The organism is Bradyrhizobium jicamae (assembly GCF_018130695.1).
Classification (GTDB): domain Bacteria; phylum Pseudomonadota; class Alphaproteobacteria; order Rhizobiales; family Xanthobacteraceae; genus Bradyrhizobium; species Bradyrhizobium jicamae_B.
In genome coordinates this window covers 404,842-428,578 of sequence record NZ_JAFCJX010000001.1, presented here as the reverse complement: position 1 = coordinate 428,578, position 23,737 = coordinate 404,842, and the positions used below count along the sequence as shown (strand labels likewise).

At 64.7% G+C, this 23,737-nt stretch carries 29 protein-coding genes; 13 read left to right on the top strand and 16 right to left on the bottom strand.

Annotated elements, in window-relative coordinates:
• Positions 1-4 precede the first annotated feature (4 nt).
• Positions 5-1,198: a M20/M25/M40 family metallo-hydrolase gene (locus JQ604_RS01995; protein ID WP_212352429.1), complete on the bottom strand. Its 1,194-nt coding sequence runs from the start codon at positions 1,196-1,198 to the stop codon at positions 5-7.
• 210 nt (positions 1,199-1,408) lie between these two features.
• Here JQ604_RS01995 and JQ604_RS01990 point away from each other — a divergent pair, with 210 nt between their 5' ends.
• Positions 1,409-3,088 (top strand): flavin-containing monooxygenase, encoded by a 1,680-nt coding sequence (locus JQ604_RS01990; RefSeq protein WP_212352428.1) that lies wholly within the window; start codon positions 1,409-1,411, stop codon positions 3,086-3,088.
• Positions 3,089-3,938: 850 nt separating this feature from the next.
• Here JQ604_RS01990 and JQ604_RS01985 read toward each other — a convergent pair.
• Positions 3,939-4,160 (bottom strand): DUF6894 family protein, encoded by a 222-nt coding sequence (locus JQ604_RS01985; protein ID WP_212352427.1) that lies wholly within the window; start codon positions 4,158-4,160, stop codon positions 3,939-3,941.
• Positions 4,161-4,501: 341 nt separating this feature from the next.
• Between JQ604_RS01985 and JQ604_RS01980 the strand changes: the two genes are divergently transcribed.
• Positions 4,502-4,699, top strand: a complete 198-nt coding sequence (locus JQ604_RS01980) for a hypothetical protein (protein ID WP_212352426.1) — start codon at positions 4,502-4,504, stop codon at positions 4,697-4,699.
• 147 nt (positions 4,700-4,846) lie between these two features.
• Here JQ604_RS01980 and JQ604_RS01975 read toward each other — a convergent pair whose 3' ends face one another.
• On the bottom strand, positions 4,847-5,041 hold the full coding sequence (locus JQ604_RS01975; protein ID WP_212352425.1) for a hypothetical protein: 195 nt from the start codon (positions 5,039-5,041) through the stop codon (positions 4,847-4,849).
• A gap of 9 nt (positions 5,042-5,050) precedes the next feature.
• Positions 5,051-5,248 (bottom strand): hypothetical protein, encoded by a 198-nt coding sequence (locus JQ604_RS01970; RefSeq protein ID WP_212352424.1) that lies wholly within the window; start codon positions 5,246-5,248, stop codon positions 5,051-5,053.
• Between the two features lie 188 nt (positions 5,249-5,436).
• On the opposite strand from JQ604_RS01970, the gene JQ604_RS01965 reads away from it, so the two are divergent.
• A complete protein-coding gene (locus JQ604_RS01965) occupies positions 5,437-5,655 on the top strand; it encodes a DUF6894 family protein (RefSeq protein WP_212352423.1) in 219 nt (72 codons plus the stop codon).
• Positions 5,656-5,670: 15 nt separating this feature from the next.
• Here the strand turns inward: JQ604_RS01965 and JQ604_RS01960 are convergent, their stop codons facing one another.
• Both JQ604_RS01960 and JQ604_RS01955 read right to left on the bottom strand, forming a co-directional pair.
• Positions 5,671-6,399 carry a Crp/Fnr family transcriptional regulator gene (locus JQ604_RS01960; RefSeq protein WP_212352422.1) on the bottom strand — a complete coding sequence of 243 codons (729 nt, stop codon included), beginning with the start codon at positions 6,397-6,399 and terminating at the stop codon, positions 5,671-5,673.
• A gap of 223 nt (positions 6,400-6,622) precedes the next feature.
• Positions 6,623-6,880, bottom strand: a complete 258-nt coding sequence (locus tag JQ604_RS01955) for a PilZ domain-containing protein (protein ID WP_433996216.1) — start codon at positions 6,878-6,880, stop codon at positions 6,623-6,625.
• Positions 6,881-7,177: 297 nt separating this feature from the next.
• Between JQ604_RS01955 and JQ604_RS01950 the strand changes: the two genes are divergently transcribed.
• The gene (locus JQ604_RS01950; protein ID WP_249157951.1) at positions 7,178-8,227 is read left to right on the top strand and encodes a flavodoxin family protein; all 1,050 of its coding nucleotides are present in this window, start codon (positions 7,178-7,180) and stop codon (positions 8,225-8,227) included.
• 1 nt (position 8,228) lies between these two features.
• On the opposite strand, the gene JQ604_RS01945 is transcribed toward JQ604_RS01950, so the two are convergent.
• The 5 genes from JQ604_RS01945 to JQ604_RS01925 all read right to left on the bottom strand — a co-directional run bounded on the left by JQ604_RS01945 (position 8,229) and on the right by JQ604_RS01925 (position 10,977).
• Complete coding sequence (locus JQ604_RS01945) at positions 8,229-8,660, bottom strand: hypothetical protein (protein WP_212352417.1); 432 nt, start codon at positions 8,658-8,660, stop codon at positions 8,229-8,231.
• Positions 8,661-8,665: 5 nt separating this feature from the next.
• Positions 8,666-9,001, bottom strand: a complete 336-nt coding sequence (locus tag JQ604_RS01940) for a DUF3147 family protein (protein ID WP_212352415.1) — start codon at positions 8,999-9,001, stop codon at positions 8,666-8,668.
• A gap of 55 nt (positions 9,002-9,056) precedes the next feature.
• Positions 9,057-9,545, bottom strand: coding sequence for a ferritin-like domain-containing protein (locus tag JQ604_RS01935; protein ID WP_212352414.1), 489 nt, complete (start codon positions 9,543-9,545; stop codon positions 9,057-9,059).
• 69 nt (positions 9,546-9,614) lie between these two features.
• Positions 9,615-10,205, bottom strand: coding sequence for a phosphatase PAP2 family protein (locus tag JQ604_RS01930; protein ID WP_212352413.1), 591 nt, complete (start codon positions 10,203-10,205; stop codon positions 9,615-9,617).
• 79 nt (positions 10,206-10,284) lie between these two features.
• Positions 10,285-10,977, bottom strand: coding sequence for an SDR family NAD(P)-dependent oxidoreductase (locus tag JQ604_RS01925; RefSeq protein WP_212352412.1), 693 nt, complete (start codon positions 10,975-10,977; stop codon positions 10,285-10,287).
• A 159-nt stretch (positions 10,978-11,136) separates the two neighbouring features.
• Between JQ604_RS01925 and JQ604_RS01920 the strand changes: the two genes are divergently transcribed.
• The 9 genes from JQ604_RS01920 (at position 11,137) to JQ604_RS01880 (ending at position 19,867) form a co-directional block, all read left to right on the top strand.
• Complete coding sequence (locus tag JQ604_RS01920) at positions 11,137-11,925, top strand: SDR family oxidoreductase (RefSeq protein ID WP_212352411.1); 789 nt, start codon at positions 11,137-11,139, stop codon at positions 11,923-11,925.
• Positions 11,918-13,120 (top strand): pyridoxal phosphate-dependent aminotransferase, encoded by a 1,203-nt coding sequence (locus JQ604_RS01915; RefSeq protein WP_212352410.1) that lies wholly within the window; start codon positions 11,918-11,920, stop codon positions 13,118-13,120. The genes JQ604_RS01920 and JQ604_RS01915 overlap by 8 nt, the downstream gene beginning before the upstream one ends.
• 204 nt (positions 13,121-13,324) lie before the next feature.
• Positions 13,325-14,251 (top strand): ABC transporter permease, encoded by a 927-nt coding sequence (locus JQ604_RS01910; protein WP_212352409.1) that lies wholly within the window; start codon positions 13,325-13,327, stop codon positions 14,249-14,251.
• Positions 14,248-15,054: an ABC transporter permease gene (locus JQ604_RS01905; RefSeq protein WP_212352407.1), complete on the top strand. Its 807-nt coding sequence runs from the start codon at positions 14,248-14,250 to the stop codon at positions 15,052-15,054. The genes JQ604_RS01910 and JQ604_RS01905 overlap by 4 nt, the downstream gene beginning before the upstream one ends.
• A gap of 35 nt (positions 15,055-15,089) precedes the next feature.
• A complete protein-coding gene (locus JQ604_RS01900; protein ID WP_212352405.1) occupies positions 15,090-16,154 on the top strand; it encodes an extracellular solute-binding protein in 1,065 nt (354 codons plus the stop codon).
• 12 nt (positions 16,155-16,166) lie between these two features.
• Complete coding sequence (locus JQ604_RS01895) at positions 16,167-17,261, top strand: ABC transporter ATP-binding protein (protein WP_212352403.1); 1,095 nt, start codon at positions 16,167-16,169, stop codon at positions 17,259-17,261.
• Between the two features lie 138 nt (positions 17,262-17,399).
• Positions 17,400-18,095 (top strand): 5-oxoprolinase subunit PxpB, encoded by a 696-nt coding sequence (gene pxpB, locus JQ604_RS01890; protein WP_349631035.1) that lies wholly within the window; start codon positions 17,400-17,402, stop codon positions 18,093-18,095.
• Entirely contained in the window at positions 18,092-19,069 is a 978-nt protein-coding gene (locus JQ604_RS01885) for a biotin-dependent carboxyltransferase family protein (protein ID WP_212352401.1), read from the top strand. The genes pxpB (JQ604_RS01890) and JQ604_RS01885 overlap by 4 nt, the downstream gene beginning before the upstream one ends.
• A 30-nt stretch (positions 19,070-19,099) precedes the next feature.
• Positions 19,100-19,867, top strand: a complete 768-nt coding sequence (locus tag JQ604_RS01880) for a LamB/YcsF family protein (RefSeq protein ID WP_212352399.1) — start codon at positions 19,100-19,102, stop codon at positions 19,865-19,867.
• A 2-nt stretch (positions 19,868-19,869) separates the two neighbouring features.
• Here JQ604_RS01880 and JQ604_RS01875 read toward each other — a convergent pair whose 3' ends face one another.
• From JQ604_RS01875 to JQ604_RS41990, 5 genes are read right to left on the bottom strand one after another with little or no spacing between them, the layout of a single operon-like run.
• Complete coding sequence (locus JQ604_RS01875) at positions 19,870-20,283, bottom strand: acetyl-CoA carboxylase biotin carboxyl carrier protein (protein ID WP_212352397.1); 414 nt, start codon at positions 20,281-20,283, stop codon at positions 19,870-19,872.
• Positions 20,280-21,251, bottom strand: a complete 972-nt coding sequence (locus JQ604_RS01870) for a biotin-dependent carboxyltransferase family protein (protein WP_212352395.1) — start codon at positions 21,249-21,251, stop codon at positions 20,280-20,282. Before JQ604_RS01870 ends, JQ604_RS01875 begins: the two co-directional genes overlap by 4 nt.
• Positions 21,248-21,910, bottom strand: a complete 663-nt coding sequence (pxpB, locus tag JQ604_RS01865) for a 5-oxoprolinase subunit PxpB (protein WP_212352394.1) — start codon at positions 21,908-21,910, stop codon at positions 21,248-21,250. Before pxpB (JQ604_RS01865) ends, JQ604_RS01870 begins: the two co-directional genes overlap by 4 nt.
• Entirely contained in the window at positions 21,907-23,262 is a 1,356-nt protein-coding gene (gene accC / locus JQ604_RS01860) for an acetyl-CoA carboxylase biotin carboxylase subunit (protein ID WP_212352393.1), read from the bottom strand. The genes pxpB (JQ604_RS01865) and accC overlap by 4 nt, the downstream gene beginning before the upstream one ends.
• Positions 23,262-23,726 carry an acetyl-CoA carboxylase biotin carboxyl carrier protein gene (locus JQ604_RS41990; RefSeq protein WP_212352392.1) on the bottom strand — a complete coding sequence of 155 codons (465 nt, stop codon included), beginning with the start codon at positions 23,724-23,726 and terminating at the stop codon, positions 23,262-23,264. Before JQ604_RS41990 ends, accC begins: the two co-directional genes overlap by 1 nt.
• Between the last annotated feature and the right edge of the window lie 11 nt (positions 23,727-23,737).

Here is a 23,737-nt window from a genome sequence, read left to right as displayed (position 1 = left end):
GTGTCTACCGCATCGTCGCGAGCTTGACGGCGAGCGCGCAGGCGCGGTCGTATTCGTCGAGATTGATCCACTCGTCTGTCGTGTGCACCTCGTTCTGGCCGGCGCCGAAGGTCACGGTCGGAACGCGGTGGCGAACCATCCAGTTCGCATCCAGCCCGCCATTCGCGGCGCGGATGGCCGGCGTTCCGCCGACCGCCGACACAGCCTCGATCGCGCGTTTGACCACCGGCTGGTTCTCCTTCATCCGGAACGGATAGTAATCGGTCTCGGCCTTGAACTTGACCTTGCCCGTCTTGCCGTCGCTGTTCTTGACGCGCTTGGCCGCCTTCTCGAACGCCGTCTTGTAGGCTTTCGTGATCTCCTTGAAGAATTTGTTGTCGTGGCTGCGGCATTCGCCGCGCACATGCACATAGTCGGTGACGACATTGGTGGCATCGCCTGCCGGGCGGCCCTCACCACCGGTGACGGGGCCGACATTGCTGGTGCCCTGGCGCTTGCCCTTCACCACCTTGCCGAACCAGCCGCCGGCCTTCACCTCGGCGAGCGCCAGCGCCAGGATCATGGTCGAGGAGATGCCGCGCTCGGGTGCGACGCCGGCGTGCGAGGCGCGGCCGAAGATCTCGACCTGCCAGCGGTCCGCACCGACGGCGCCGATCGTGACATTGGAGGCCGAGCCGCCGTCATAGTTGAAGGCCATCACCGGCGAGCCGAGCTCCTCGGTCTTGACGTGGCGCGCGCCGTAGAGGCCGCTCTCCTCGCGCACGCAGAACAGGAGCGTGATCGGCGGATGATCGAGCTTCTGCCTGGCGAGCTCGGCTGCCAGCGTGACCAGCACACCGCAGCCGCAGCGGTTGTCACCGCCGAGCGCGGTCTTCGCCTCGTTGACGATCTTGCGGCCTGACAGCTTCGGCTTGGCGCCGGCACAGAGCGGCACGGTGTCCATGTGGGTCATGAACATGATCCGCGGCTGATTGTGCATCGCGCCGCGGCCGGGCAGGTCGACGATGAGGTTGCCGGTTTCGGTCGGCACCGGAATGCGGGTGTTGGCGTCGTCGAGGCGGATCGCGCCGGCCGGTACGCCGCTCTCTTTCAGCGCCGCGGCGAGCTCGCGGCCGATCGCGGCTTCCTTTCCGGTGACGCCTTCGACGGCAAGGAAGCGCATCAGGCGTTCGGTGGCAGCTTGGGTGTCGACGGACATGGGGAATTCCTGTGATGAGAATGGCGTGCAATTATCCTCAGCAGAGTCGTGTTCCGCAAGGCGGAAGGTCGGGCAGCGCCTCAACGCAACTGGCGTGATGATTTCGCATGTGTCGCAGGCCGCTTCCTGCAGGCGCGGGCGGTTGCCTGCATAGGCAAAACGGTTTGTAATCGGCCTCAACAAAAGCAACGCGGAATTCCGGAGGACAAAATGCCGGGCGAGGCCAAAACCTACTCCGACAAGACCCATTACGAGGTGATCGTCGTCGGCGCCGGCGTCGCGGGCATCTACCAGATCAAGCGGCTGGTCGACCTCGGGATCGAGGCCACCGTGCTCGACTCCGCAGCCGACCTCGGCGGCACCTGGTACTGGAACCGTTATCCCGGTTGCCGCTTCGATTCCGAGAGCTACACCTACGGCTTCTCGTTCTCGCGCGAGCTGCTCGACGAATGGCACTGGAAGGAACGCTTCTCCGGCCAACCCGAGAATTTGCGCTACCTCAACTACGTCGCTGACAAGTTCGACCTGCGGAAGTACATGCAGTTCAACTGCAAGGTCGAGGCGATGCGCTTCGACGAGGTCAGCGATCTCTGGCATGTGAAGGTCGGAGACGGCCGCACGCTGACCTGCCGTTTCGTGGTGCTGGCGATCGGCCTGTTGTCCGCGCCGACGCTGCCGCGCGTGGAGGGCGTCGACGACTTCAAGGGCCGCTCGTTCCACACCTATTACTGGCCGCACGAGCCGGTCGATCTGGCCGGCAAGCGCGTCGCCGTGATCGGCACCGGCGCGACCGGCATTCAGCTGATCGGCGAGATCGCCGACAAGGTCGCTGACCTCACCGTGTTCCAGCGCCGGCCGAACTGGAGCGCGCCGCTCAACAACAGCGCGATCTCCGAAAGCGAGATGGCCGACATCCGCGCGCGCTACGACGAGATCTTCGCCGCCTGCGCGCTGACGCCGGGCAGCTTCGTGCACGGGCCGGACAGCCGCGGCTTCTACGAGGTGAGCCGCGAGGAGCGGCTGGCGCTGTGGGACAAGCTCTATGACGAGCCCGGCTTCGGCATCTGGCTGGCGAACTTCCGCGAGATTTTCATGGATGAAGCCGCCAACGCCGAATTGTCGGCCTATATCGCCGACCGTATCCGCCGCCGCGTCCGCGATCCCAAAACTGCCGAAAAGCTGATCCCGCGGGATCACGGCTTCGGCGTGCAGCGCCTGCCGCTGGAGACCAACTACTTCGAGGCCTACAACCGCGACAATGTCCATCTTGTCGATCTCGGCGAGACGCCGCTGGTGCGCGTCACCGAGACCGGCCTGCGGACCACGGCTGACGATTACGAATTCGACATCATCGTCTATGCCACCGGTTTCGATGCCATCACCGGCGCCTACGACCTGATCGACATCAGGGGGATCGGCGGCGAAAAGCTTGCCGACAAATGGAAGCAGGCGCCGTCGACCTTCCTCGGCATGCTCGTGCACGGCTTTCCGAATCTGCTGATGCCGACCGGACCGCAGAGCGCGTCCGCCTCGACCAATTTCCCGCGCGGCATCGAGAACGGCGTCAACTGGTGCATGGACCTGCTGCAGCATATCAGGAGCCACGGCTATGTCAGGGCCGACGCCACGCTCGAAGCGCAGCAGCGCTGGACCGCGCATGTCGCCAAGATGTACGAGATCATGCTGATGCGCAAAGCCAAGTCGTGGTTCACCGGCTACAATTCCAACGTCGCCGGCCATGAGGAGGGGACGGTGCGGTATTTCGTCTACAACGGCGGCACGCCGAAATTTCTCGGGATCATCAAGGACGTCGCGGCGAGGGGATATCCGGAGATTGCGTTCAGTGCGCCATCGCGTGCGGATGGAAAGGCGATGGCCGCGAGCGCGTGAAGCGACGCGGAAGGAGGCCGAAGTGGCGACGAAGTGAGGTGAGGGCAGGCTGCCTCCCACTGTCGTCCCGGCGAAGGCCGGGACCCATACGCCGCAGCAGAAGTCGTGTACGGGACTCGTCGTTCCAGTATAGCAAAACAATCAGCATTCGTGGTTATGGGTCCCGGCCTTCGCCGGGACGACACCGAAATTGTTGCGCTGTCGGCGGTCACACATCCGCATTCTCGCGACATGATTTGCCCGAGTCTTGCCGTTCGTTTCGCCCTCTCTCGATAGCGAGGGCGCAGGGAAGACCGGGTGCGCGCCGCACCCGCGGTCCCGTGCGCATTGTGCACAGAAGAAGTGCGCGCACGAGCATACAGGTTCGGCGGAGGCATCCGGCCTTCCCTGCGCGATGGTTTACGGCTTATACGTGCTCGCCCTGGTGAGACTCTGCTTTTGTGCCACCATCATCCGCGATCGGCTTTGGGCCTTTCGCGTGCTTGCCACCAACATCGGGGCGGCAGGCCCACACGACTTCACCGTCCGCCTTGCGCACACACGCCTGTTGCACGCTCAGCGGCCACCGCATCTGCACCCACGTTCGTGGCGTTCGCGAGCGCCCCTCGTGTCGGGTGAGACGGGTTAGTTTTAGCAGAAATAACGATGCCGGTAAACAGAAATATTTTTGCGCGTCCGGCTTGACAGGTTTTTCTGATTTGCCCGTCGTGTCGAATTTGCCACAGTCCGGGGGTGGGGCCCCGTCGTCGCATTGGCGCGACGGGCAATATCTACAGCGAGATCAGCCGGGCCGAAATCCCGATCAGCAGGACAATGCCGATGGCGAATGCGATGAGAGCGGCGTTGCCCATCATACGGTCGTCGATGCCAGAGGAACCTGGAACAGCTCGGTGTCCCGCTCGTCCCTCACGGAAATGAAGTTGCCGTCCCGCACCATCTCCGGCTTCTCGGTGCCGATGCGATGGGCGATGAAGCTGCCATGCGCCTCAGCTTCCCTGTCGTCGGTGCAGTCGTGGCCGAGCACGTCATGCGCAGCAATGTCGCCGGCCAGATGGAAGAAGTATTTGGGCATACGGCCCAACTGAAGGAGGCCCGGCTTGTTCCTCGACCGGCACGCGCGCGGCTGGGATCGGGGGCCGAGCGGCGGCTACACTTGCTGATCGACCGCGACCTGAAACGCCGCGTGGGAGCTCGTTGAGCTCATCGACGTCGCAAACGGCCCCGGCGCGAGAACGCACCGAAGGCCGCCAACCCGGGGAGGGTTTTCTCTCGGTGGGGCTTGGGGCTTGAGACCGAGAGCATGGAGTCGACGCCGGGGCGGGCTTCGAGTTCCTAACGCGGGGCTCGGCGCATAGGAACGGGGCCATTCGCCGGTGCGTTGTCTGTTGCCGGGCAGGCTCGTCAGGAGCCCCAATGGGTCGCAACCGTATCAAGCAGACAACGTCCCTCAACGAGCGTCTCAGGGCGCTGGCACAGGCGGCGCGCGACAAGGCTGAGCAGTTGTCGCCAGGCGACGAACGCGATCTGCTGTTGCAGCGGGCGAAGCATGCTGACCGGGCCATCGAGGTTCATGATTGGCTGCGCTCGCCCGGCTTGCCGCCGCCGGTCTAGCGCCGCTCGCCGCGCCAAAAGGAACATCACGCAAGACAGCGAATTGGTCGACGTCGCGGTCCTCGCGACAACCGCCGCAAAGTGGGCCCTGGCTTCTTCTCCCCCGGGAAGCTGGGGCCTCGCCGTCGCCAGAGCCGGGCGGAGATTTCAAGCGGCAGGTGTGCCGCGACCTGGTGCGGTCTCAGCAATCGCTTTCTCGACCTCGGCGGCCATGGTCGCGAGATGATCGGCCAGCCTGGTGAAGAGCTCCCGCTTCTTCAGGTCGGTCGCGAGATCGCGGATCAGCGCACACTCGGCTGCGTCGGCACGCAGCTTTTCCAGATGCAGCTGCATGTCTTTCATGGTGCGAACTCAGCGGGGCTCGCGGACGACCAGAAGCTCGCTCATGCGGCGAGCCTCGTCCATCTGCCGGGCTTTCCTCAGCATGGCATCCCGATCAGGAGTTGCCGACGGATGCCGTGCCTCTGCGCGAAGCCGCTCGGCCTCGCGCGCGAGCCGCTCGTCGAACGAGAGCTGATGTTTCACCCGGTTACGCTTCTTCTTTTCCATGACGCGGCCTATCGTCAATTTGGTGCCCGACGGGATCAGAATGCGCCCCCCGGGCAGGGCTTGCCGCAACGTAGGTTAATTGCGGCGAAGCAATATTTTTAGCGTGTTCCGGAACCATTGCCGCAGGCTCCACCAATGCGTACCCGTCGATTAGGAACGAATGCCGCTTGCACGGCATTCAGGCAATCATGACGCGCTACTTCTTCCACATTTCGAACGGCCAACCTTTTTCCGACCCCGGCGGCGAGGAATTGGCGGACGATCATGCTGCGTGGACGGAGGCGTTGAGAACGGTGCGGGATGTCGAAGCGACGCTCAGCCTCGAGCAGGCGCCGCGGTGGTCGCTTGAAGTCAAGCGCGGTGCGACGCCGATCTTCCGGATCGATGTCACAGCCCGCAAGCTTTGACCCTCTTCGTCCAGACTAGAGGCTGGGATCCTGATGCAGATAGGTCGGGTCGAAGCCGCCGATGTCGCTCATCTTGTCCATGTCCAGAATATGGTAATCGGCGCGATTGACTGCGAGGACGCCGTCTCGACGTAAGGTCTGTAGCACGCGATTGACGTGGACGGTCGACAGGCCAAGGCAGTCGGCCAGGTCCGCCTGGGTGATCGGAAACGCGAACTCGCCCTCGTGCGTCCGCCCGACCGCCTTCAGTCGCTGGTGCATCTCGACGAACAGGTGGGCCATCCGTGCGGTCGCCGACCTGCGGCCGACATTGACGATCCATTCCCGGAAGATGGCCGCATCGATCAAGCTTTCCCGCCAAAAAGCTGCAGCCACGCTCGGGCGCGCCGTGTTCAATGCTTTCAACGCATCATGGGCGATGAACCCGACCGTGCAAGGCGTCAGCGCCATCAAGTCGTGGTCCATGATATGAAGATGGAGGCTTTGCAGGTCAGGGACCTCGCCGGGAATGTGCAGCGAAAGAACCTGCCGGCTTCCGTCGATCGTGCTCTTGGCGCGGAAGGCAAATCCCTCGGCAATGAGACAGCAGTCCTCGGACTGCGCGCCATCGGCGATGATCATCTCCTGCGCCTGCAGATGGCGCAGCCGGATCGGGAGCCTGCTGATGGCCTGGACGTCCTCGCCATCCAGGCGGTTCGAGACGGTCAATTTGGTGAGAAGCGTGGCGGCAAGATTGGCTATCATCGGTCGGTCTCCTCCGTCGGAGAGTGCGCATCGAAAGACCGGAGTCTCGGTTCCAGCGCGAAAGGCGGGAGCGCGACACTCTCAGCCACCGGTGCCCAATGTTAGTTACCGATGATGCAAACTAACGCAGGGTAGGGAAGCCTGTTCCTGGACATCATTTGGGTGCGGTTTGCGCGAGCGGGCGTGCACGACAGCATGCACATAAGCGGGCTTGAATCGCATCTCAGGAGGTAAGCTCGTCCGGTTTTTTCCGCGGCTTGCCCGATTTGTTGCCTGGCCGAACAAAGCTGACGCCGATCTGGTCGCCGTTGACCCAGGCCAGCGAGCAGCGCCGATAGGCGACGCCGACGGACGAGAGCAGGAGGAAGAACTCCTTCAGCGCCAATCCCTGGATGGAGGAACTCATGGTGATCGTCGCTTCCGTTTCCGCGACATCGTTGACGAGGCATTCGCGCTGCCACGTCCCGTCGATCGCCATCATGCGCGCCGGCAGACCGCGTTCGAAGCGGACGCGGGTTTGATCCGAATTCCTGTCCTTGCGATCGGACATTCCATCCCTTGCTGCGCGGCCTCTTTCGGGCGTGCGTCGTCTGGTGCTTTGCCGCGGAAGACCTGCGCGCAGATTGCCAAATCGTCCCATTACATAGGTTAAGTTCGGAGCGTGAAACTGACGCAATCCTTAATGACCGGGAACGCTGCTCAAGTCCGGAACGAAACCTCGGGCGTCGCATTGGCCTGGTCAGGAGGAACTGCCTTGCCTGTTCGCGTCCGGAAAGGGATGCCGTCCACCAAGCTTGACCGCGCCGTGTTCGAACAGCGCATGAGGGCACGCTTTTCTGATCCCGCCTTTGAGCCCCTGCAAAACGAAATCGCAGCGCTGATCGCGGCCGCCTGGGACGGTTATGCGCATTCCCGCAAGGCGCCGCACACGCGAAAAGCCGGGCCTGGCTTTGCCGACCCCGATTACGATCTCGCCGTCGACTGGATCCGCGCGCGTGAGGCGATCCGGGAGGCGCAGCGTCGCCACGACGATGTCAGCGCGCAGAAGCACATTCTCCTCATCAACGGCTCGTCGCGCAGCGAGCACACATGCCCCGGCGAGATGTCGAAATCGTTTCGGCTCTGCAAGATCGCAGAGCCGGTGTTTGGCGAGCATGGCTATGCGGTCGATTGGCTCGACCTGTCGCGGCTGACGTCCGAACTTGGTCGCCACATCCATCCCTGCAAGTCCTGCGTCTCCACGGCGATGCCGCTGTGTCACTGGCCCTGCAGCTGCTACCCCAATTATTCGCTGCAGCAGACCGATGACTGGATGAACGAGATCTACCCGCTCTGGGTCGGCGCGCACGGCATCATGATCGTGACGCCGGTGAACTGGTATCAGGTCCCGGGTGGACTCAAGGCGATGATGGACCGGCTGGTCTGTGCCGATGGCGGCAATCCCGACCCGACCTCGACGCACGGCAAGAAGGCCGTTGAGGCCAAAGCGATCGAGCTGAAGGGGTGGGACTACCCCAAGCACCTTGCGGGCCGGCTGTTTTCGATCGTGGTGCATGGTGACAGCATCGGGACCGAGGGCGTCCGGCGCAATCTCGCCGATTGGCTGACCGACATGGAGTTGATCTCCGCGGGATCGATGGCCGAGAAGGACGGTTATGTCGGCTACAACAGGCCATATGCCGTCTCGCATGACGAACTCGACGGCGATGAGGCTTTTCAGCAGGATGTGCGCAGCGCGGCGATCACGCTGTGCCGGGCGATTGCGTTGCAGGCGGAGGGGCGGTTCGACGCGGCGGACACGGATTTGCGACCGGCGGTTCTCAAATAGGTCATTTCGACATTCGCACAGCGCGTCGCAGCGGCCACATCGAGACGGCGACGCCAAACCAGATCAGCGAGGCGACGAGCAGGCATAGCGCGCCGGGCCACTGCGACGCCTGCCTCCAGATGATCCATGCGAAGGCCATCAGGGCGATGCTGCCCCAGCCGGCGCCCGCGGCGTCGAGCGCGGCGGCGCCTTTGCCGCGTTGTTCGCCCGATAGCCCGTGTCGCTTCTTGCGCTCGCGCTCGTGCTTGTCGATGAGCGTGGCGCTGGCGCAGAAGATGGCGGGGAAGGCCAGCATCAGGCCGCCGGCCGCCGGCCCCCAGAAATCGGCAATCACGCCGGCTATCACTGTGGCGAGGCCGCCGAGCACGAAGCGCGCGACATACTCGTAGGGGTGTCCCTGGCTGAGCGCCGACATTTTGAGTTTGACGACCATGACGATCAGCCGGCCAGTTGCTTGAGGCCGACGGCAACCGCAATCCAGACGACAAGGGCCGATACCGTTGATTTCGACGCCGACAAGTCGGCGCGCATCAGAAGCTGACACACGATAAAGCTGTAGGCGGCCAGTGCCACCGCGCCGAGGATCATCGAGCGCGCTTCGGTCGCCGCGTAGTCTCCGCCATGCTTCCAGAAGGCGAGGCCGAGCGTTGCGATGGCGACCGATGGAGCTGCGCCGAACAGGCCGGCAAAACTCTTCGGTCGCAGCAGATCGCCGAGCAGCGCGAAGCAGGACACGACAGCGCCGCCGATCAGAAAGCGCCAGGCATAATCCATCGTGTCCGCTCCGCTTGCGCCGGCATTGACGCCATCTGGGCGGTGCCGGCGGCTCTTACGCCGCTTCGGCGTTGATGGCCGAGACCGCGAGCTTGGTCAGGGCGTCGTCGGTCTTCTTCTCTTCAGTCAGCGTCTGATCCAGCAGCTTGACCGCGTCTTTCATGCTGAGCTTGGTCGCCCACGCCTTCAGCGTGCCATAGCGGGAAATCTCGTAGTGCTCGACGGCCTGGGCGGCGGCGAGCAGACCGGGATCGAGCGCCGGCGTGTCGGCATACTCGTCCATGATCTCCTTGCCTTCGTCGATGATCCCTTCGATGGCATCGCATTTCTTGCCGCGCGCGGGCTTGCCGAGAAGTTCGAAGATCTGTTCCAGCCGTTCGATCTGCCCTTCGGTTTCGTCATGATGCTTCTCGAAAGCGGCGCGCAGTTGATCCGAAGCGGCTGCCTTGGCCATCTTCGGCAGTGCCTTGTAGATCTGCTTTTCCGCGTAATAGATGTCCTTCAGCGTGTCGAGGAAGAGGGCGCTGAGGTCTTTTTCCGGCATCGGTCTGCTCCATGCATGGTGTTGGTTCGCGCGATTCAAACACCGACGCCAATGCCCGGTTCCTAATCTTCACTCCGCTGCGGCGGTAGCCGATCGGCTCGCGTAGGACGAAGCCTTGCCATAACCGGTGAAGCGCCGGATCAGCCGTTCGAGGCCGGCGCCGATCGCAACCCCGCACACGACGTCGCTGAACCAATGCGCCAGCAGCACCACGCGGGTCGTCACCAGCATCGCGCCTGTCGCCCAGACCAGATTGCGCCATCGCGAGGACAGCACCGAGGCGGCCGAGCACAGCGCGCCGACATGGATGGCGTGACCGGAGGGAAACGCGTCCATCTTCTTGCCGGAGAAGGGCACGCCATGGAGATGTCCCCGCACCGTCAGGCGGTCAGGACGTTCCTGGTCGAACATGCCTTTCATGAGGTGAGGGAGGACGGCGCTTGCCAGCGTCGTCGCGAGGACATGCGTCCCCCCGGTGCGTTGCGCCGGCGACTTGTTGAGGGACCATAGCCAGTAGGCGATGGCAAGTGCGATCAGCACATGCTCGTCAGCGCCCCAGGTGAAGTCTCCGGCGATGCGTTCCGCGGCCGGGGTGGTATGCGCTGCGATGATGCGTGCGAGCTCACGATCGATGCTGGTCGGTCGTATGGTCACGCCCATTCGGCCGCTCCAAGGTCCGATTGCCCTCGCCAACGTCCGGATGGCCGGGATCGTTCCTCAAGCGCCCGCCGCCCGTCGATCACAGCATCGGTTCGAACTGGCAGTGCACGAGCAGTTCGGAGACCGAAGCGTTGTTCGGCAGCATTAGCGCGGTTTCGACCAACTGGGCGATGTCGCCGGGCTGGCTCATCTCGTGGCGCGGGATCTCGTCGTCGTTCAGCGTCATGTCGGTTGCGACATAGCCGGGGCAGATCACGGTGGCGCGGATGCCGGCGGCGCGGCCCTCGCGGCGGATGCCGTGGGTCAGCGCCACCACGGCATGCTTGGTCATGGCGTAGCCGACATTGCTGCCGACGCGCTTGCCGGAGAGTGATCCGAGATTGACCACCCGGCCGTGACCGCAGACCGCCAGATGCGGGAGGGTGGCCCTGACGAGGCGGAGCGGGCCCTTGACGTTGACCCGCCACATCTCGTCGAGCGCATCCTCGCCGTCGTCGGAGACGCGGACTCTTGGATTGATGCCGGCGGTGTTGACGAGAGCGTCGACGCCGCCCCAGCGCGCGACCGTCGCCTTGACCCATGCGATCGGGCTGTCGGTATCCTCCGCATCGTAGCGATGCGTCATCAACCGCTCGCTCTCCTTGAGCAGGCCGGGATCGCGCAGTCCCGCCGAGACACGGAAGCCTGACGCGATCAGCCGATCGACGACGGCGCGTCCGATGCCGCGCGAGGCGCCCGAGACCATCACGGTCCGATTGTCGACCTTCAACATGCGCGTCCGTCTCCGTGGAAGGGTTTCCCGCAGGAATGTACGGGGTGGGCCGCGAGGCGGGTTATCGGCGCTCCTTATGAGGGCAGACTGAATCCGTTCTATGCGCCTGCGCCGACGCGCAACTAGTGTCCGCCAACTCCGCTCAACCGGAAGAGAGCCGTGCGGACGGGATTTTCGGACTATCAAACGGCATTGGTGACGGGCGCATCCTCCGGGATCGGCGCCGCGACGGTTCGCCGCCTCTGCGCCGAAGGGATCGAGGTCCATGCGCTCGGCCGCGATACAGAGCGGCTGGCGGCGCTGTCGGCCGAGACCGGATGCCGCACTCTTGCGGTCGATCTGAATGACCTGGGCGTGCTGACGCGGCTGGCGGCCTCCGCCGAATTCGACATTCTCGTCAACAATGCTGGCCAATCGCGGCGCGGCACCATCCTGGAGATGGCGGCCGACGACGTCGACAGCCTCGTCGATATCAATCTGCGGGCGGTGCTGCATCTGGTGCGGTTGATCGTGCCTGATATGGTGCGGCGCGGCCGCGGCCATGTCGTCAACATCTCCTCGATCGCCGGCCATTATGCCTTCGGCGAGAACGCGACGACGTTCAATTCATCCGTCGCCTATCACGCCACCAAGGCCGGCATTCATTCGCTGTCGCAGCAATTGCGGGTCGATCTTTACGGCACCCCTGTGCGCGTCACCGAGATATCGCCGGGCCGGGTCGCGACCAGCATCTTCAAGAACCAGGTCGCCGCGGACAATCCGGATGCCCGTTTTGTCGGTGGCTTCGAGACGCTAGGGGCGGACGACATCGCGGATGCGATCGCATTCGCCGTGGGATCGCCTGATCGCATGAATGTCGCGATGCTTGAGATCGTTCCGACCTTCCAGGTGGTCGGAGATCTCAGATTCGCGCGCCGGACAGAGCTAAGTGGAGCTGATAATGCCTGAACTTGCCAACCGCCTGAAGACCGTCAAGGTGTCGGCCTCGGCGGCGATGACCGACAAGGCGCGTGAGCTCCGCGACGCGGGCGTCAAGATCGTCAGCCTGTCGTCGGGCGAGCCCGACTTTCCGACGCCGCCGCATGCGATCGATGCGGCACACCAGGCGGCGCTCAAGGGCGATACCAAATATCCCGCGCAGCCGGGAACCGTGGCGCTGCGGAAGGCCGTGCAGCGCAAGTTCAAGCGCGAGAACAATCTCGACTACGCCCTCGACGAGATCCTGATCGCCAATGGCGGCAAGCAGATCATCTTCAACGCGCTGTTCGCGACCTGCAATCCCGGCGACGAGGTCGTGATTCCGGCGCCGGGCTGGATCACCTATGCCGACATCGTCCTGCTCGCGGAAGCAACGCCGGTGGCGGTGCCGTGTCCGGAGAACAACCAGTTCAAGCTCCGTCCGGCCGATCTCGAGGCCGCGATCACGCCAAAGACAAAATGGCTGATCCTGAACTTCCCGAACAATCCGACCGGTGCAGCCTGCACCCGCGAGGAGATGCGCGGCATCGCCGACGTCATGCTGAAACATCCTGACGTCTGGATCCTGACCGACGACATCTACGAGCATCTCACCTATGACGGTTTCGAGTTCTGCACCATCGCAGAGGTTGAGCCGCGGCTGAAGGGTCGCGTCGTGACTGTCAATGGCGCGTCCAAGGCCTATGCCATGACCGGCTGGCGGGTCGGCTATTGTGGCGGGCCGCAGGAGCTGATCGCGGCCATGAACAACGTCCACGGCCAGGCCACCGGCGGCATCTGCACCCTGAGCCAGGCGGCAGCCGTGGCCGTGCTCGATGGTCCGCAGGATTATCTGAAGGAGCGCGCCGACATCTATCGCGGCCGCCGCGATCTCGTAGTGTCGCTGCTCAACCGGATTCCCGGGATCACCTGCCACAAGCCGGAGGGTGCGTTCTACGTCTTCCCGAACATCGCCGGCTGCATCGGCAAGACGACCAAGGGTGGACGGCGGCTCGACACCGATGCCGACTTCATCGCGGCGCTGCTGGAGGAACAACATGTCGCAGCTGTTCCCGGCGGCGCCTACGGCATGAGCCCATACTTTCGTATCTCCTACGCGACCGATACCGAATCGCTGAAGGAAGGCTGCCGCCGCATCGCGAATTTCTGCGAAGGCCTGCGCTGACGGGCTCAAGACGGCGGGGAGGCGATCTCCCGCCGTTGCAAACAACATCGCCGCTCACGATCGGGGCAGGGGTGCCGCTCCGATTGTCATAACCGTTTGCAATGGCCCTAAAGGAAGACAATCTTGGTTCCGCGGATTACCGCCGCATAAACTTTCATGAACGAGGGGGTGGCTTTTGTATCGCGCAGTCGAGGACGGCCAGCTATGACCACCAGCGACGACGTGGTGGCTGTCTTGAGCACCCAACCGGAGACCCGGAAGGGGTCGCGGTGGCGCCTCCGTTTGTCGGTCGTGATGCTGGCGATCCCGATGCTGGCGTTCCTGTCGTATTTCTTCTTCTACCCCGCGCTCGCGCTGTTGTTCTCCAGCCTGCTGACCCAGAACAGCCAGGGCATCATCGGACGTCCGTTCACGCTGGCGCACTTCATGCGGCTGGTCGACGTCGATCTCTATGCCCGCGTGTTCTGGACCACGCTTCGGATCAGCCTGATCACCTCTGCGCTCGCGACCGTGCTGGCCTATCCGGTCGCGCTCGTCATGGTGAAGAGCCGACCGCTGGTGACGCGGATCATCACCCTGATCGTGATCGCGCCGCTGGTCGTCAGTGTCGTCGTGCGCGGCTATGGCTGGCAGCTGATCCTGACCAACGGTCCGAAGGGGATGCTGAACTGGATCCTGATGACCCTGCACATCGTCGATGGGCCGGTGTCGATCCTCTACACCGAGAAGGCGGTGGTGATCGGCTCGCTGCACGTGTTCTTCCCGATGATGGTGCTGCCGCTGGCCTCGGCGCTGGGCAAGATCGATCCCAATCTGGAAGACGCCGCGCGCATGCTGGGCGCGCCATGGTGGAAGGTGTTCCTCCGCGTCACGCTTCCCTTGAGCATGCCCGGCTTTGTCGCGGGCTTTACGCTCGTATTCTCGCTGACCGCCGGCTCCTTCGTGATCCCGGCGATCCTCGGCGGCGCCTCGGCGGTGATGCTCGGCAATCTGATCGAGCAGCAAATCTTCGTCGTCTATGACTGGCCGTTTGGCGCGGCGATTGCCGTGGTGCTGGTCGGCGTGGTCTTTGCCGTCAACGGCCTGTCGATGTGGCTGCTCGAGGGCCGCCGTCTCAGGAGGTCGACATGACGGACGAGCATTTCTCCGGCGTCGGCGCCTTCATCCTCTATGCCGTCACGACGGCGATGATGATCTTCATCATGGCGCCGCTGCTGCTGGTCATGGCGGTGTCGGTCTCGGATTCCTACTTCGTCACCTTCCCGCCGCAGGGCTTCACCCTGAAATGGTACGCCAAGGTGCTGCAGGACCGCGACTTCCTCGAAGCGATGCGGCTCAGCATTCTGCTCGCGCTCGGCACCACCGCAGGCTCGCTGCTGCTCGGCGTGCCCGCGGCGTTCGCGCTGGTGCGCGGCAATTTCTTCGGCGTTGCGGCGATCAAGGGTTTCCTGCTGTCGCCGCTGATCTTCCCCGCGCTGGTGACGGGCCTCGCGCTGCTGCAAGTTCTGGCCAAGCTCGGCTCGCAGGATGCGCGGCTCAACCTCCTGATCGGGCACGTCGTGGTGACGTCGCCCTATGTCATCCGCACCGTCGTCACCAGCCTGCAGCTGGTCGACGAGAACCTGGAAGACGCCGCGCGCACGCTCGGCGCCAACCGCCTGACCACCTTCTGGCGCGTGACGCTGCCGCAGATCGCCTCGGGCGTCGCGGCCGGCGGACTGTTCGCCTTCATGGTGTCGTTCGACAATTATCCGGTGACGATGTGGCTGGCGAACTCCGAATATTCGCCGGTGCCGCTGGTGCTGATGCGGCAACTCGTCAACGTGTTCGATCCTTCCGTGCCCGCGATGTCGACGATCATCATCCTGATGGCGATGGTCGGCGTCCTCGTGCTGGAGAAGCTGGTCGGCCTGCGCCGCGCGCTCGCCGCCTGATGTGATTGTTCGTTCTTGAGGATGGAGATTGGATCATGAGCCTGACACGCAGAACTCTCATCAAGGCCGGCGCATCCGCCATTGCCTTGCCGACGATCATCAGCCGGTCGTGGGCGCAGGACGCCAAGCAACTGCATGTCGGCGTCTACAACTCCGCGCTGGGCAAGCTGATCCAGAAGGAGGTGATTCCGAAGTTCGAGGCCGAATACAAGTGCCGCATCTTCACCATCGAAGGCGCGACGCTGTCCAACATCGCAGCGCTCCGCGCCACCCGCGACACGCCGCGCTTCAGCGTCATGATGATGGACGACGTCGGCATTCCCCAGGCGAAGCAGGAGGGGTTGATCGACAAGCTCGATCCGGCCAAGATTCCCAATCTCGCCAAGGTCTATCCGCGCTATATCTTCGAGGACGGTTTTGGCGTCGGCTTCTCGATCTCGAGTGCTGCGATGTTCATCAATCCGCAGGTGACCAAGCCGCTGGAGAGCTATGAGCAGATCTTCGACGCCAAATATCGCAAGCAGATCCTGCTCAACACGCCGAAGAATACCCAGAGCGTGCTGATGCTGATCGTCGCCACCGCGCTGGTCACCGGCAAGCCGCTCAAGGAGGCGCAGTATCTGGTCGACGCCGGCTGGGACAAGCTGGCGACCTTGAAGCCGAACGTGCTGACGATCTACGACAGCGAGGCGCAGGTGCTGCAGGTGGCGCAGGGCCAGGCGACGATCGGCGGCATCGAATACTCCAAGGCGATCTACCCGCACACCGCCAAGGGCATGCCGCTCGACATGACCTTCCCCAAGGAAGGCGCGTTCACCGGCATCAACAGCATGACGCTGGTCAAGAACGCGCCCGAGCCGGAGCTCGGCGCCGCCTTCATCAACCGCGTTCTTGAACCGTCGGTCGCCAAGATGCTGTCCGAGCAGACGCTGAGCGCGCCCTCGGTCAGCGGCATCGACTTCAAGCCGGAGACCGCCAAGTTCCTCGCCTATCCCGACACCAAGGCGACCGATCTCGGGCTGTTCACGCCGGACTGGAACTTTATCGTTCCGCGCCGCGGGCCATGGCTGGAGCGTTACAATATGGTGTTCACGAGCTAAGGCAGGACCGCCATGAAGTCGTCTGAGGTCAGGCTTGATCGCCTCTGCAAGGAATATAACCGCACGGTGGCGGTCGACGACGTCTCGCTCACGATCGAGCCGGGCCACATGGTGGCGCTGCTCGGTCCGAGCGGATGCGGCAAGACCACCTGCCTTCGCATGATCGCGGGGCTGATCCGGCCGACCTCCGGCGACGTCTTCGTCAACGACAAGAAGATGACCGACGTGCCCGTGCATCGGCGCAACGTCGGCATGCTGTTCCAGAACTACGCGCTGTTCCCGCACCTCACGGTCGAGGAGAACATCGCCTTCGGCCTCGAGATGCGCGGCATCGCCAAGGCGGAGGCCGCCAGGAAAGTCGCGGCGGCGCTGAGCCTGGTGCAGTTGTCGAACTTCGGCAAGCGCTATCCGGCGCAGCTCTCCGGCGGCCAGCAGCAGCGCGTCGCGCTGGGGCGGGCGCTCGTCATCGAGCCTGCGATGCTGCTGCTCGACGAGCCGCTCGGTGCGCTCGACAAGGGCTTGCGCGAAAGCATGCAGGTCGAATTGCGCGCCCTGCAGCGCCGGCTGGGACTGACCACGATCATGGTCACCCACGACCAGGACGAGGCGCTGACCATGGCCGACAAGATCGTGGTGATGCGCGACGGCAAGCTGGAGCAGGTCGGCTCGGCGACCGAGATCTACCAGCGCCCGGCCTCGAAATTCGTCGCGCAGTTCATCGGTGCCTCCAACCTGTTCGAGGGGAAGGTCGAGGCACGCAATGGAAACGGCGCGGTGATCCGCGTGTCGGAGCATCTGAAGCTAGAGGTCGACCAGGTGCCGGCCTCGGCGGCTGATGTGATGGTCTCGATCCGCCCCGAGGCGATCATTGTCGAGCAGGCCGGCGAGAGGAGCGCCGCCGAGCAGCCGAATGCCGTAGCTGCACGGATCGACCAGGTGGTCTATCGCGGCTTCGTCAGCCATTACTACCTGAAGACCGCGAGCGGCGAGCAACTGATCGTGTTCGAGCAGAACCAGTCGCAGCAATCCGGGCTCCGTTATGCGGTCGGCCAGGACGTCGTTGCGCGCTGGACCACGCCGAGCAATCACCTGATCGCGCGTCACTGACGGGTTTTGATGCGCAGCTTCGCGAGCAATCGAGATCGACGATACCCGCAGAGCGACAAATTCTTGGATCGTATGTTGCCGGCTGACTAGATTGGACGGGACGGCCGCGCCGCGGCGCGTCGGATTCCGGGGTCTTGCGTGTCGATCAACCATCGTGCCTCTCCCTTCGTCGGCGTGCTCGAGAAGGACCCGAAGATCAGCCTGATCGGCACGCTGGCGATGCTGGTGGAGGCGCCGGGGGCGTTCGACCTGGTTCAGCAGGGGCGCATCTGGGCGCTCGCCGACGTGGTGTCGTCCTGGCCCAATGTCGAGGAAGCCGTGGTCGGCGTCACCAATGTCATGCTCACCTTCGAGCAGCCGCCGGATGACATCGGCGCGCTGACGGCTGAGCTCATCGAGCTCTGGCATCGGCTGAGCCCGCGCAATTCCGACGGCAAGCTGATCGAGATTCCCGTGATCTATGGCGGCGAGCTCGGCTTCGACCTTCCGGCGCTGGTCGCACGCTCCGGATTGTCGGCGCGGGACGTCATCAGGATCCATAGCGAGGGCGAGTACACGGTGTGTGCGATCGCGAGCTCGCCGGGCTTCGGCTATCTCCATGGCCTCGATCGCCGCATCTTCATGCCGCGCAAGACCGTGCCGTCGCTCAACATGCGCGCGGGCTCGGTGACCATCGGCGGTATGCAGACCGGCGTTGCGGCGCTCAGCAGCCCGAACGGCTGGAATGCGATCGGCTGGGCCTCGGTCCAGATGTTCGATCCGCAGCGCCAGCAACCCTCGCTGATGCTGCCGGGCGACCGCGTCAGGTTCAGGATCGATCGGATCGAGCTATGATCGAGATTTTGACCAGCCACGCCTTCAACACCGTCCAGGACATGGGGCGTCGGGGCGCGCGCCGTTTCGGCGTGAGCACATCAGGCGTGATGGATCCGGTCGCGCTCGCGGCCGGCAATGCACTGCTCGGCAACGCGGACGGCGCCGCCGGCATCGAGATCCAGACATTTCCGTTCCGCCTGCGCTTCCAGGCCGACGTCGCCTTTGCGCTCACCGGCGCCGATCACGAGGCGAGGCTGGCGGATGCGATCGTGCCGCCATGGTGGTGCGCGCAGGCGAGGGCGGGCGATGTCCTGACCATCGCCTCGCCGCGGCGCGGTGCGCGCGTCTTTTTGACCGTCGCGGGCGGTATCGATGTGCCCGCCGTGATGGGCTCGCGCAGCACGCATCTGCGTGCAGGATTTGGCGGGTACGACGGCCGTATTCTGCAGGCCGGTGATATCCTGCCGGTCGGTGCAGCGCCGGGCGCCGGGAGTGGCCGCGTCAACTTCGGTGCCGAGCCGGCCGATGTCGCAATTGCAGCCGCGCGGCCGGCTGACGACCGCGTGCTGCACCTGCGCGTGATGCGGGCCGGCGAGCATGATCTGTTTTCGAAAGCGATGCAGGCGACGTTCTGGTCGACGACCTGGAAGATCAGCGCGCAGAGCGATCGGGGCGGCTACCGCCTGACCGGCGGCAAGTTGACATTGGCCGCACCGGTCGAGATGCGCTCGCACGGCGTGGTGCCTGGCGTCGTGCAGGTGCCGCCCTCGGGCGAGCCGATCATCCAGATGAGTGATGCCAACACGGCGGGCGGCTATCCGAAGATGGCTGCGGTGATCCAGGCCGATCTCTGGCGGCTCGGCCAGGCGTCGCCGGGATCGCTGATCGCCTTCAGCGAGGTCAGCTACCAGGACGCGGTCGCGGCGATGACGCCGGTCAACGATTATCTCGCGAAGCTGCGTGCGACGGCGGAACTTTATCGAGCGCTTTGAGACGACAACAAACAAGAAAGGTGTGGAGACATGAAAGTCGGCATCAATTCGGACATGGGCGAAGGGTTCGGCAACTATTCGATCTGCGACGACGAGGCGCTGATGGGGATCGTCTCCTCGGCCAACGTCGCCTGCGGCTTCCACGCCGGCGATCCCATCATCATGGATCGCATGGTGCGGCTGGCGAAGGCGAAGGACGTCGAGGTCGGCGCGCATCCGGGCCTGCCGGACCTGCTCGGCTTCGGCCGTCGCGTGATCCAGATGGACGCGGCCGAGCTCGAGAAGCACATGGTCTACCAGATCGGCGCGCTGCAGGCGATCGCGACCAATGCCGGCCACAAGGTCACCCATGTCAGCTTCCATGCGGCGATGGGCAACATGGTGAATGCCGATCCTGAGATGGCGGACGTCGTCGCCCGTGCGATCGCGGCGATCAATCGCGACTTCATCGTGTTCTCGCAGCCGGACGCCGTGATCGTGCGCGCCGCCCGCAAGGCGGGCTTAAGGGTGCTGACGCTGTTCCTGGCCGACCGCGCCTATGACGAGAACGCCCACCTGGTCTCGCGCAAGCTTCCCAACTCGGTCATCACCTCGCCGGACGCGGTGGCCGAGCGGGTGCAGCGCTTCCTCGACAGCGGCACGGTGAAGACGATCGAAGGCAAGACCATCAAGGTCGACGCGCGCTCGATCCTGATCCACAGCGATACGCCGGGTTCGGTCGCGCTCGCCACCACGGTGCGGCGCGTGATCGAGCAGGGCGGCGGCGAGGTCGCGCCGGCGAGCGTGCTGGTGAACTGAGGTCAGGCGGCGACGGGGCGGATGCGTGCGACCGGCGAGCCGTAGCCGACCAGCGCACCCGTCTCCGCGATGACGGTATCGACAATGCCCGCAGCGGGCGCGACGACGGGCGCGTAGATCAGCCCGACCTTGACCAGGCCTATGATTGCGCCGGCCTCGATCCGCTGGCCGGGTTCGACGAACGGCTTTGCGCGCCATGGATGGGCCGCGAGGAAATGGCCGGCGATATCAGCCTTCGCTGTGACGGACGCATCATCGACGGCAGACGCCGAAGCGGCACGCGCCGGCGCTGCTGCGATCGGCCTGTCCATGACGAGCTTCAGCGATTGTCCGGCCTCCTCGATCTCGATCGCGGCGACGCCGGATCGTTCCAGCATCCCGGCCAGTCGTTCGATCGTGGGCAGGTCTATCGTCATGTCAGACACTCCTCGACAAGGCGGACGCTGGCTCTGATGCGATCGAGATAGGCCGACTTCTCGGTTTCGGCCGCGAGGGCGTCGGCGTAGCTGGTTTGCTCGAACCGCAGGCGGCTGCCGAGCCGCGCCTGGCCGACGCGCCAGAGGTCGGCCGAGATCACGGTGGCGATCTTCGGATAGCCGCCCGAGGTCTGCGCATCACGCATCTGGATGATCGGCTGACCGTTCGGCGGAATCTGGATCACGCCGGGCACGATGCCGTGCGAGCGCTTCTCGATCGGCACCGTCGGTTTCACCTCGGGGCCCTGCAGGCGGTAGCCGTAACGGTTGCTCTGCGGCGTGATCTTCCAACTGCTCTGCCAGAACAGTTGTTGCGTGGCGGCGTCGAAGCCATCGTATTCGCCGGCGATGACGACGCGGACCGTGGTCTCGTCTGCGGCTGCGCTGGACCGCGCGAGCGTGATCTCCGCCGGCTCGATTCCGAGATCGCGGATTGTGACGCTCCATGACGCGCAGGGCAGGATGTCGCCCACCTGCAGCGGCCGTCCGTGAAGACCGCCGAACTCGCCGCGAAACTGCGTGCTGCGCGATCCCAGCACGATGGGTACGTCGATGCCGCCGCTCACGGTGAGATAGCTGCGTGCGCCACGCGGCATTGCCTTGAGGGTGAGAACGTCGCCGGCGCGGGCTTGCGTGCGCCACCATGGCGGGATGGTGCGGCCGGCGATCTCGGCCTCGACGTCGGCGCCGGTGAGGGCAAAGGCCGTGTCGCGGCCGAAGCGGAGCTTGAACGGCGTCATCGGAATCTCGATGCCGGCGGCGTTTTCGTCATTGCCGAGCAGGATGTTGCCGGCGCGCAAGGCGACGTCATCCATCGCGCCCGATGTGCCGACCCCAAACCGAACCTGATCGAAGCGGCCGAGATCCTGGACGCTGGCCGGGCCGGTGACGGACAGGATTTCGATCACCGGATCACCCGTTCGATCTCGAAGCGGATGGTGTCGCCGGGCGCGAGTGCGGCCGGCGTCTGCCAGGATGGGTCGAAGAAGGTCCAGGTCGTATGTCCGATGGCGTGCCAGCCGCTGGGGCCAGGGGAGGCCGAGACACCGGTCTGCGATCCGCCGATCGACACCGAGCCGCCGGCGGAGCGCTGCAGCGGCGTCTGGCGCCGCGGCATGGTGATGCGCGGGTCCATGCCGCCGAGATAGCAATAGCCGGGGTGGCTGCCGAGCGCGAACACGGTGTAGAGTGGTGCGGCGTGGATCGACACGACGTCATCGACCGACAGGCCGGAATAATCGGCCACGTCCTGGAGACACAATCCGATCTCGCCGCCATAGATGACCGGCAGCCTGATCTCGCGGCCACCGATCATGAGTCCGTCCGCTTCATCCCAGCCGGCGTTGAGCGCGGCGATCAGGGAGTCGAGCTCGCGGGGCGGCGTTTCAAATGTCAGCATCAAATTAGTGATGCCAGGAATGGCCTCGCGGATTCCCGGCCATTTCGATGCGGTCGCCGCCAGCGACCAGATGCGCCGCTGATGCGGCAGATCGAACGCGCCGGGCGCCTCGAACAGCAGCGCCGATGTGCCGAGCAGGCTGATCCGTGGTCGGTCCGACGCCGTCATGCGCGAGCCGCCCGCGCATGCATCCAGTGTTCGAGATGGTGGATGTCGTAGCCGCCCTCGCAGAACGCCGGGTCGGCCAGAATGGCCTGATGCAGCGGCACATTGGTACGGATACCGTCGGTGCGCAGCTCGGACAGGGCGACGCGTGCACGCGCCAGCGCTTCGTCGCGGGTGGCGCCGTGCGCGATCAGCTTGCCGATCAGCGAGTCATAATGACGTGGGACGCTGGCGCCTGCCGCGATGTGGGAGTCGATGCGAATGCCGATGCCGCCGGGCACGTCCCAGCGCGTCACGGTGCCGGGCGACGGCGCAAAGCTGTTCGGATCTTCCGCGTTGATGCGGAGTTCGACGGCGTGGCCGCGGCGCACGATGTCGTTCTGCTTCATCGGCAATGGGTCGCCCTGCGCGATGCGGATCTGCTCCTTGACGATATCGATCCCCGTCGTCATCTCGGTGACGGGATGCTCGACCTGGACGCGGGTGTTCATCTCGATGAAGAAGAACTCGCCGTCTTCATAGAGAAATTCGAAGGTCCCGGCGCCGCGATAGCCGATGCGTCGGCAGGCTTCGACGCAGCTCGCCCCGACCCGCTCGACCAGCGCGCGATCGATGCCGGGGGCGGGGGCCTCCTCGACGACCTTCTGGTTCCTGCGCTGCATCGAGCAGTCGCGGTCGCCGAGCCAGAGATGATTGTCGTGCGCATCGCACAGCACCTGGATCTCGATATGGCGGGGCTTTTCGAGGAATTTCTCGATGTAGACTGCCGGGTTCTTGAAAGCCTGGCTCGCCTCCGCACGCGTCAGCGCGAGGGTATCGTCGAGCTCGCGCGCCTCGCGCACGATCCGCATGCCGCGCCCGCCGCCGCCGCCGGCGGCCTTGATGATCACGGGATAGCCGATCTCGCGCGCGATCGCGCGGACCTCGGCGGGATCATCGGGCAACGCGCTGTCGGGTCCGGGCACGCAGGGCACGCCGGCCGCGCGCATGGCGCGCTTGGCTGCGACCTTGTCGCCCATGGTGCGGATGCAGTCGGCGGGAGGGCCGATGAAGGTGAGGCCGGCGCGGGCGATCTGCTCGGCGAACGCAGCGCTCTCCGACAGGAAGCCATAGCCGGGGTGGATCGCCTGCGCGCCGCTGACTTCCGCCGCGAGCAAGATCGCCGCGGCATTGAGATAGGTGCGGCTGGCCGGCGCAGGTCCAATGCAGAGCGCCTGGTCGGCGAGCGCGACATAGCGCGCGTCACGGTCCGCCTCGGAGTGAATGGCGACGGTCTTGAGACCCATCGCCCGGCAGGCGCGCTGGATGCGAAGCGCAATCTCGCCGCGGTTGGCGATCAGGACCGTGTCGAACATCAGCGGGAATCCGCAGGGCCAATCCGGAACAGCGCCTGTCCGGCTTCGATCTCGTCACCATTCTCGGCCAGGATCGCAAGCACGACGCCGGATGTCTCGGCGGCGACGTCGATGAACGTCTTCATCGCCTCGATGATGCAGATCTTCTGCTCGGCCTCGATCCGGCTGCCGACCTCGACCAGCGGCGGCTCGTCCGGCGACGCGGCCCGATAGAACACGCCGTGCATCGGCGCCGGCACGACGGCGTCCTCGACGCTGGATTCGGCCGGCGATGGAAGCGGTTCGTGCCTCGTGATGCGACTCTCATCCGAACCGCGTGGGGCTGTTGGCGGCGCGGAGATATCAGCACGCGCCGCTCCGTCCTTCACGATCCGAACGCGGGTCCCGTCCTGGGTGAGCTCGAGCTCCGCGATACGGGATCGCGAGACGAGGTCAACGAGCTGTTCGATTTTGGCGAGATCCACGGTGATCGTTC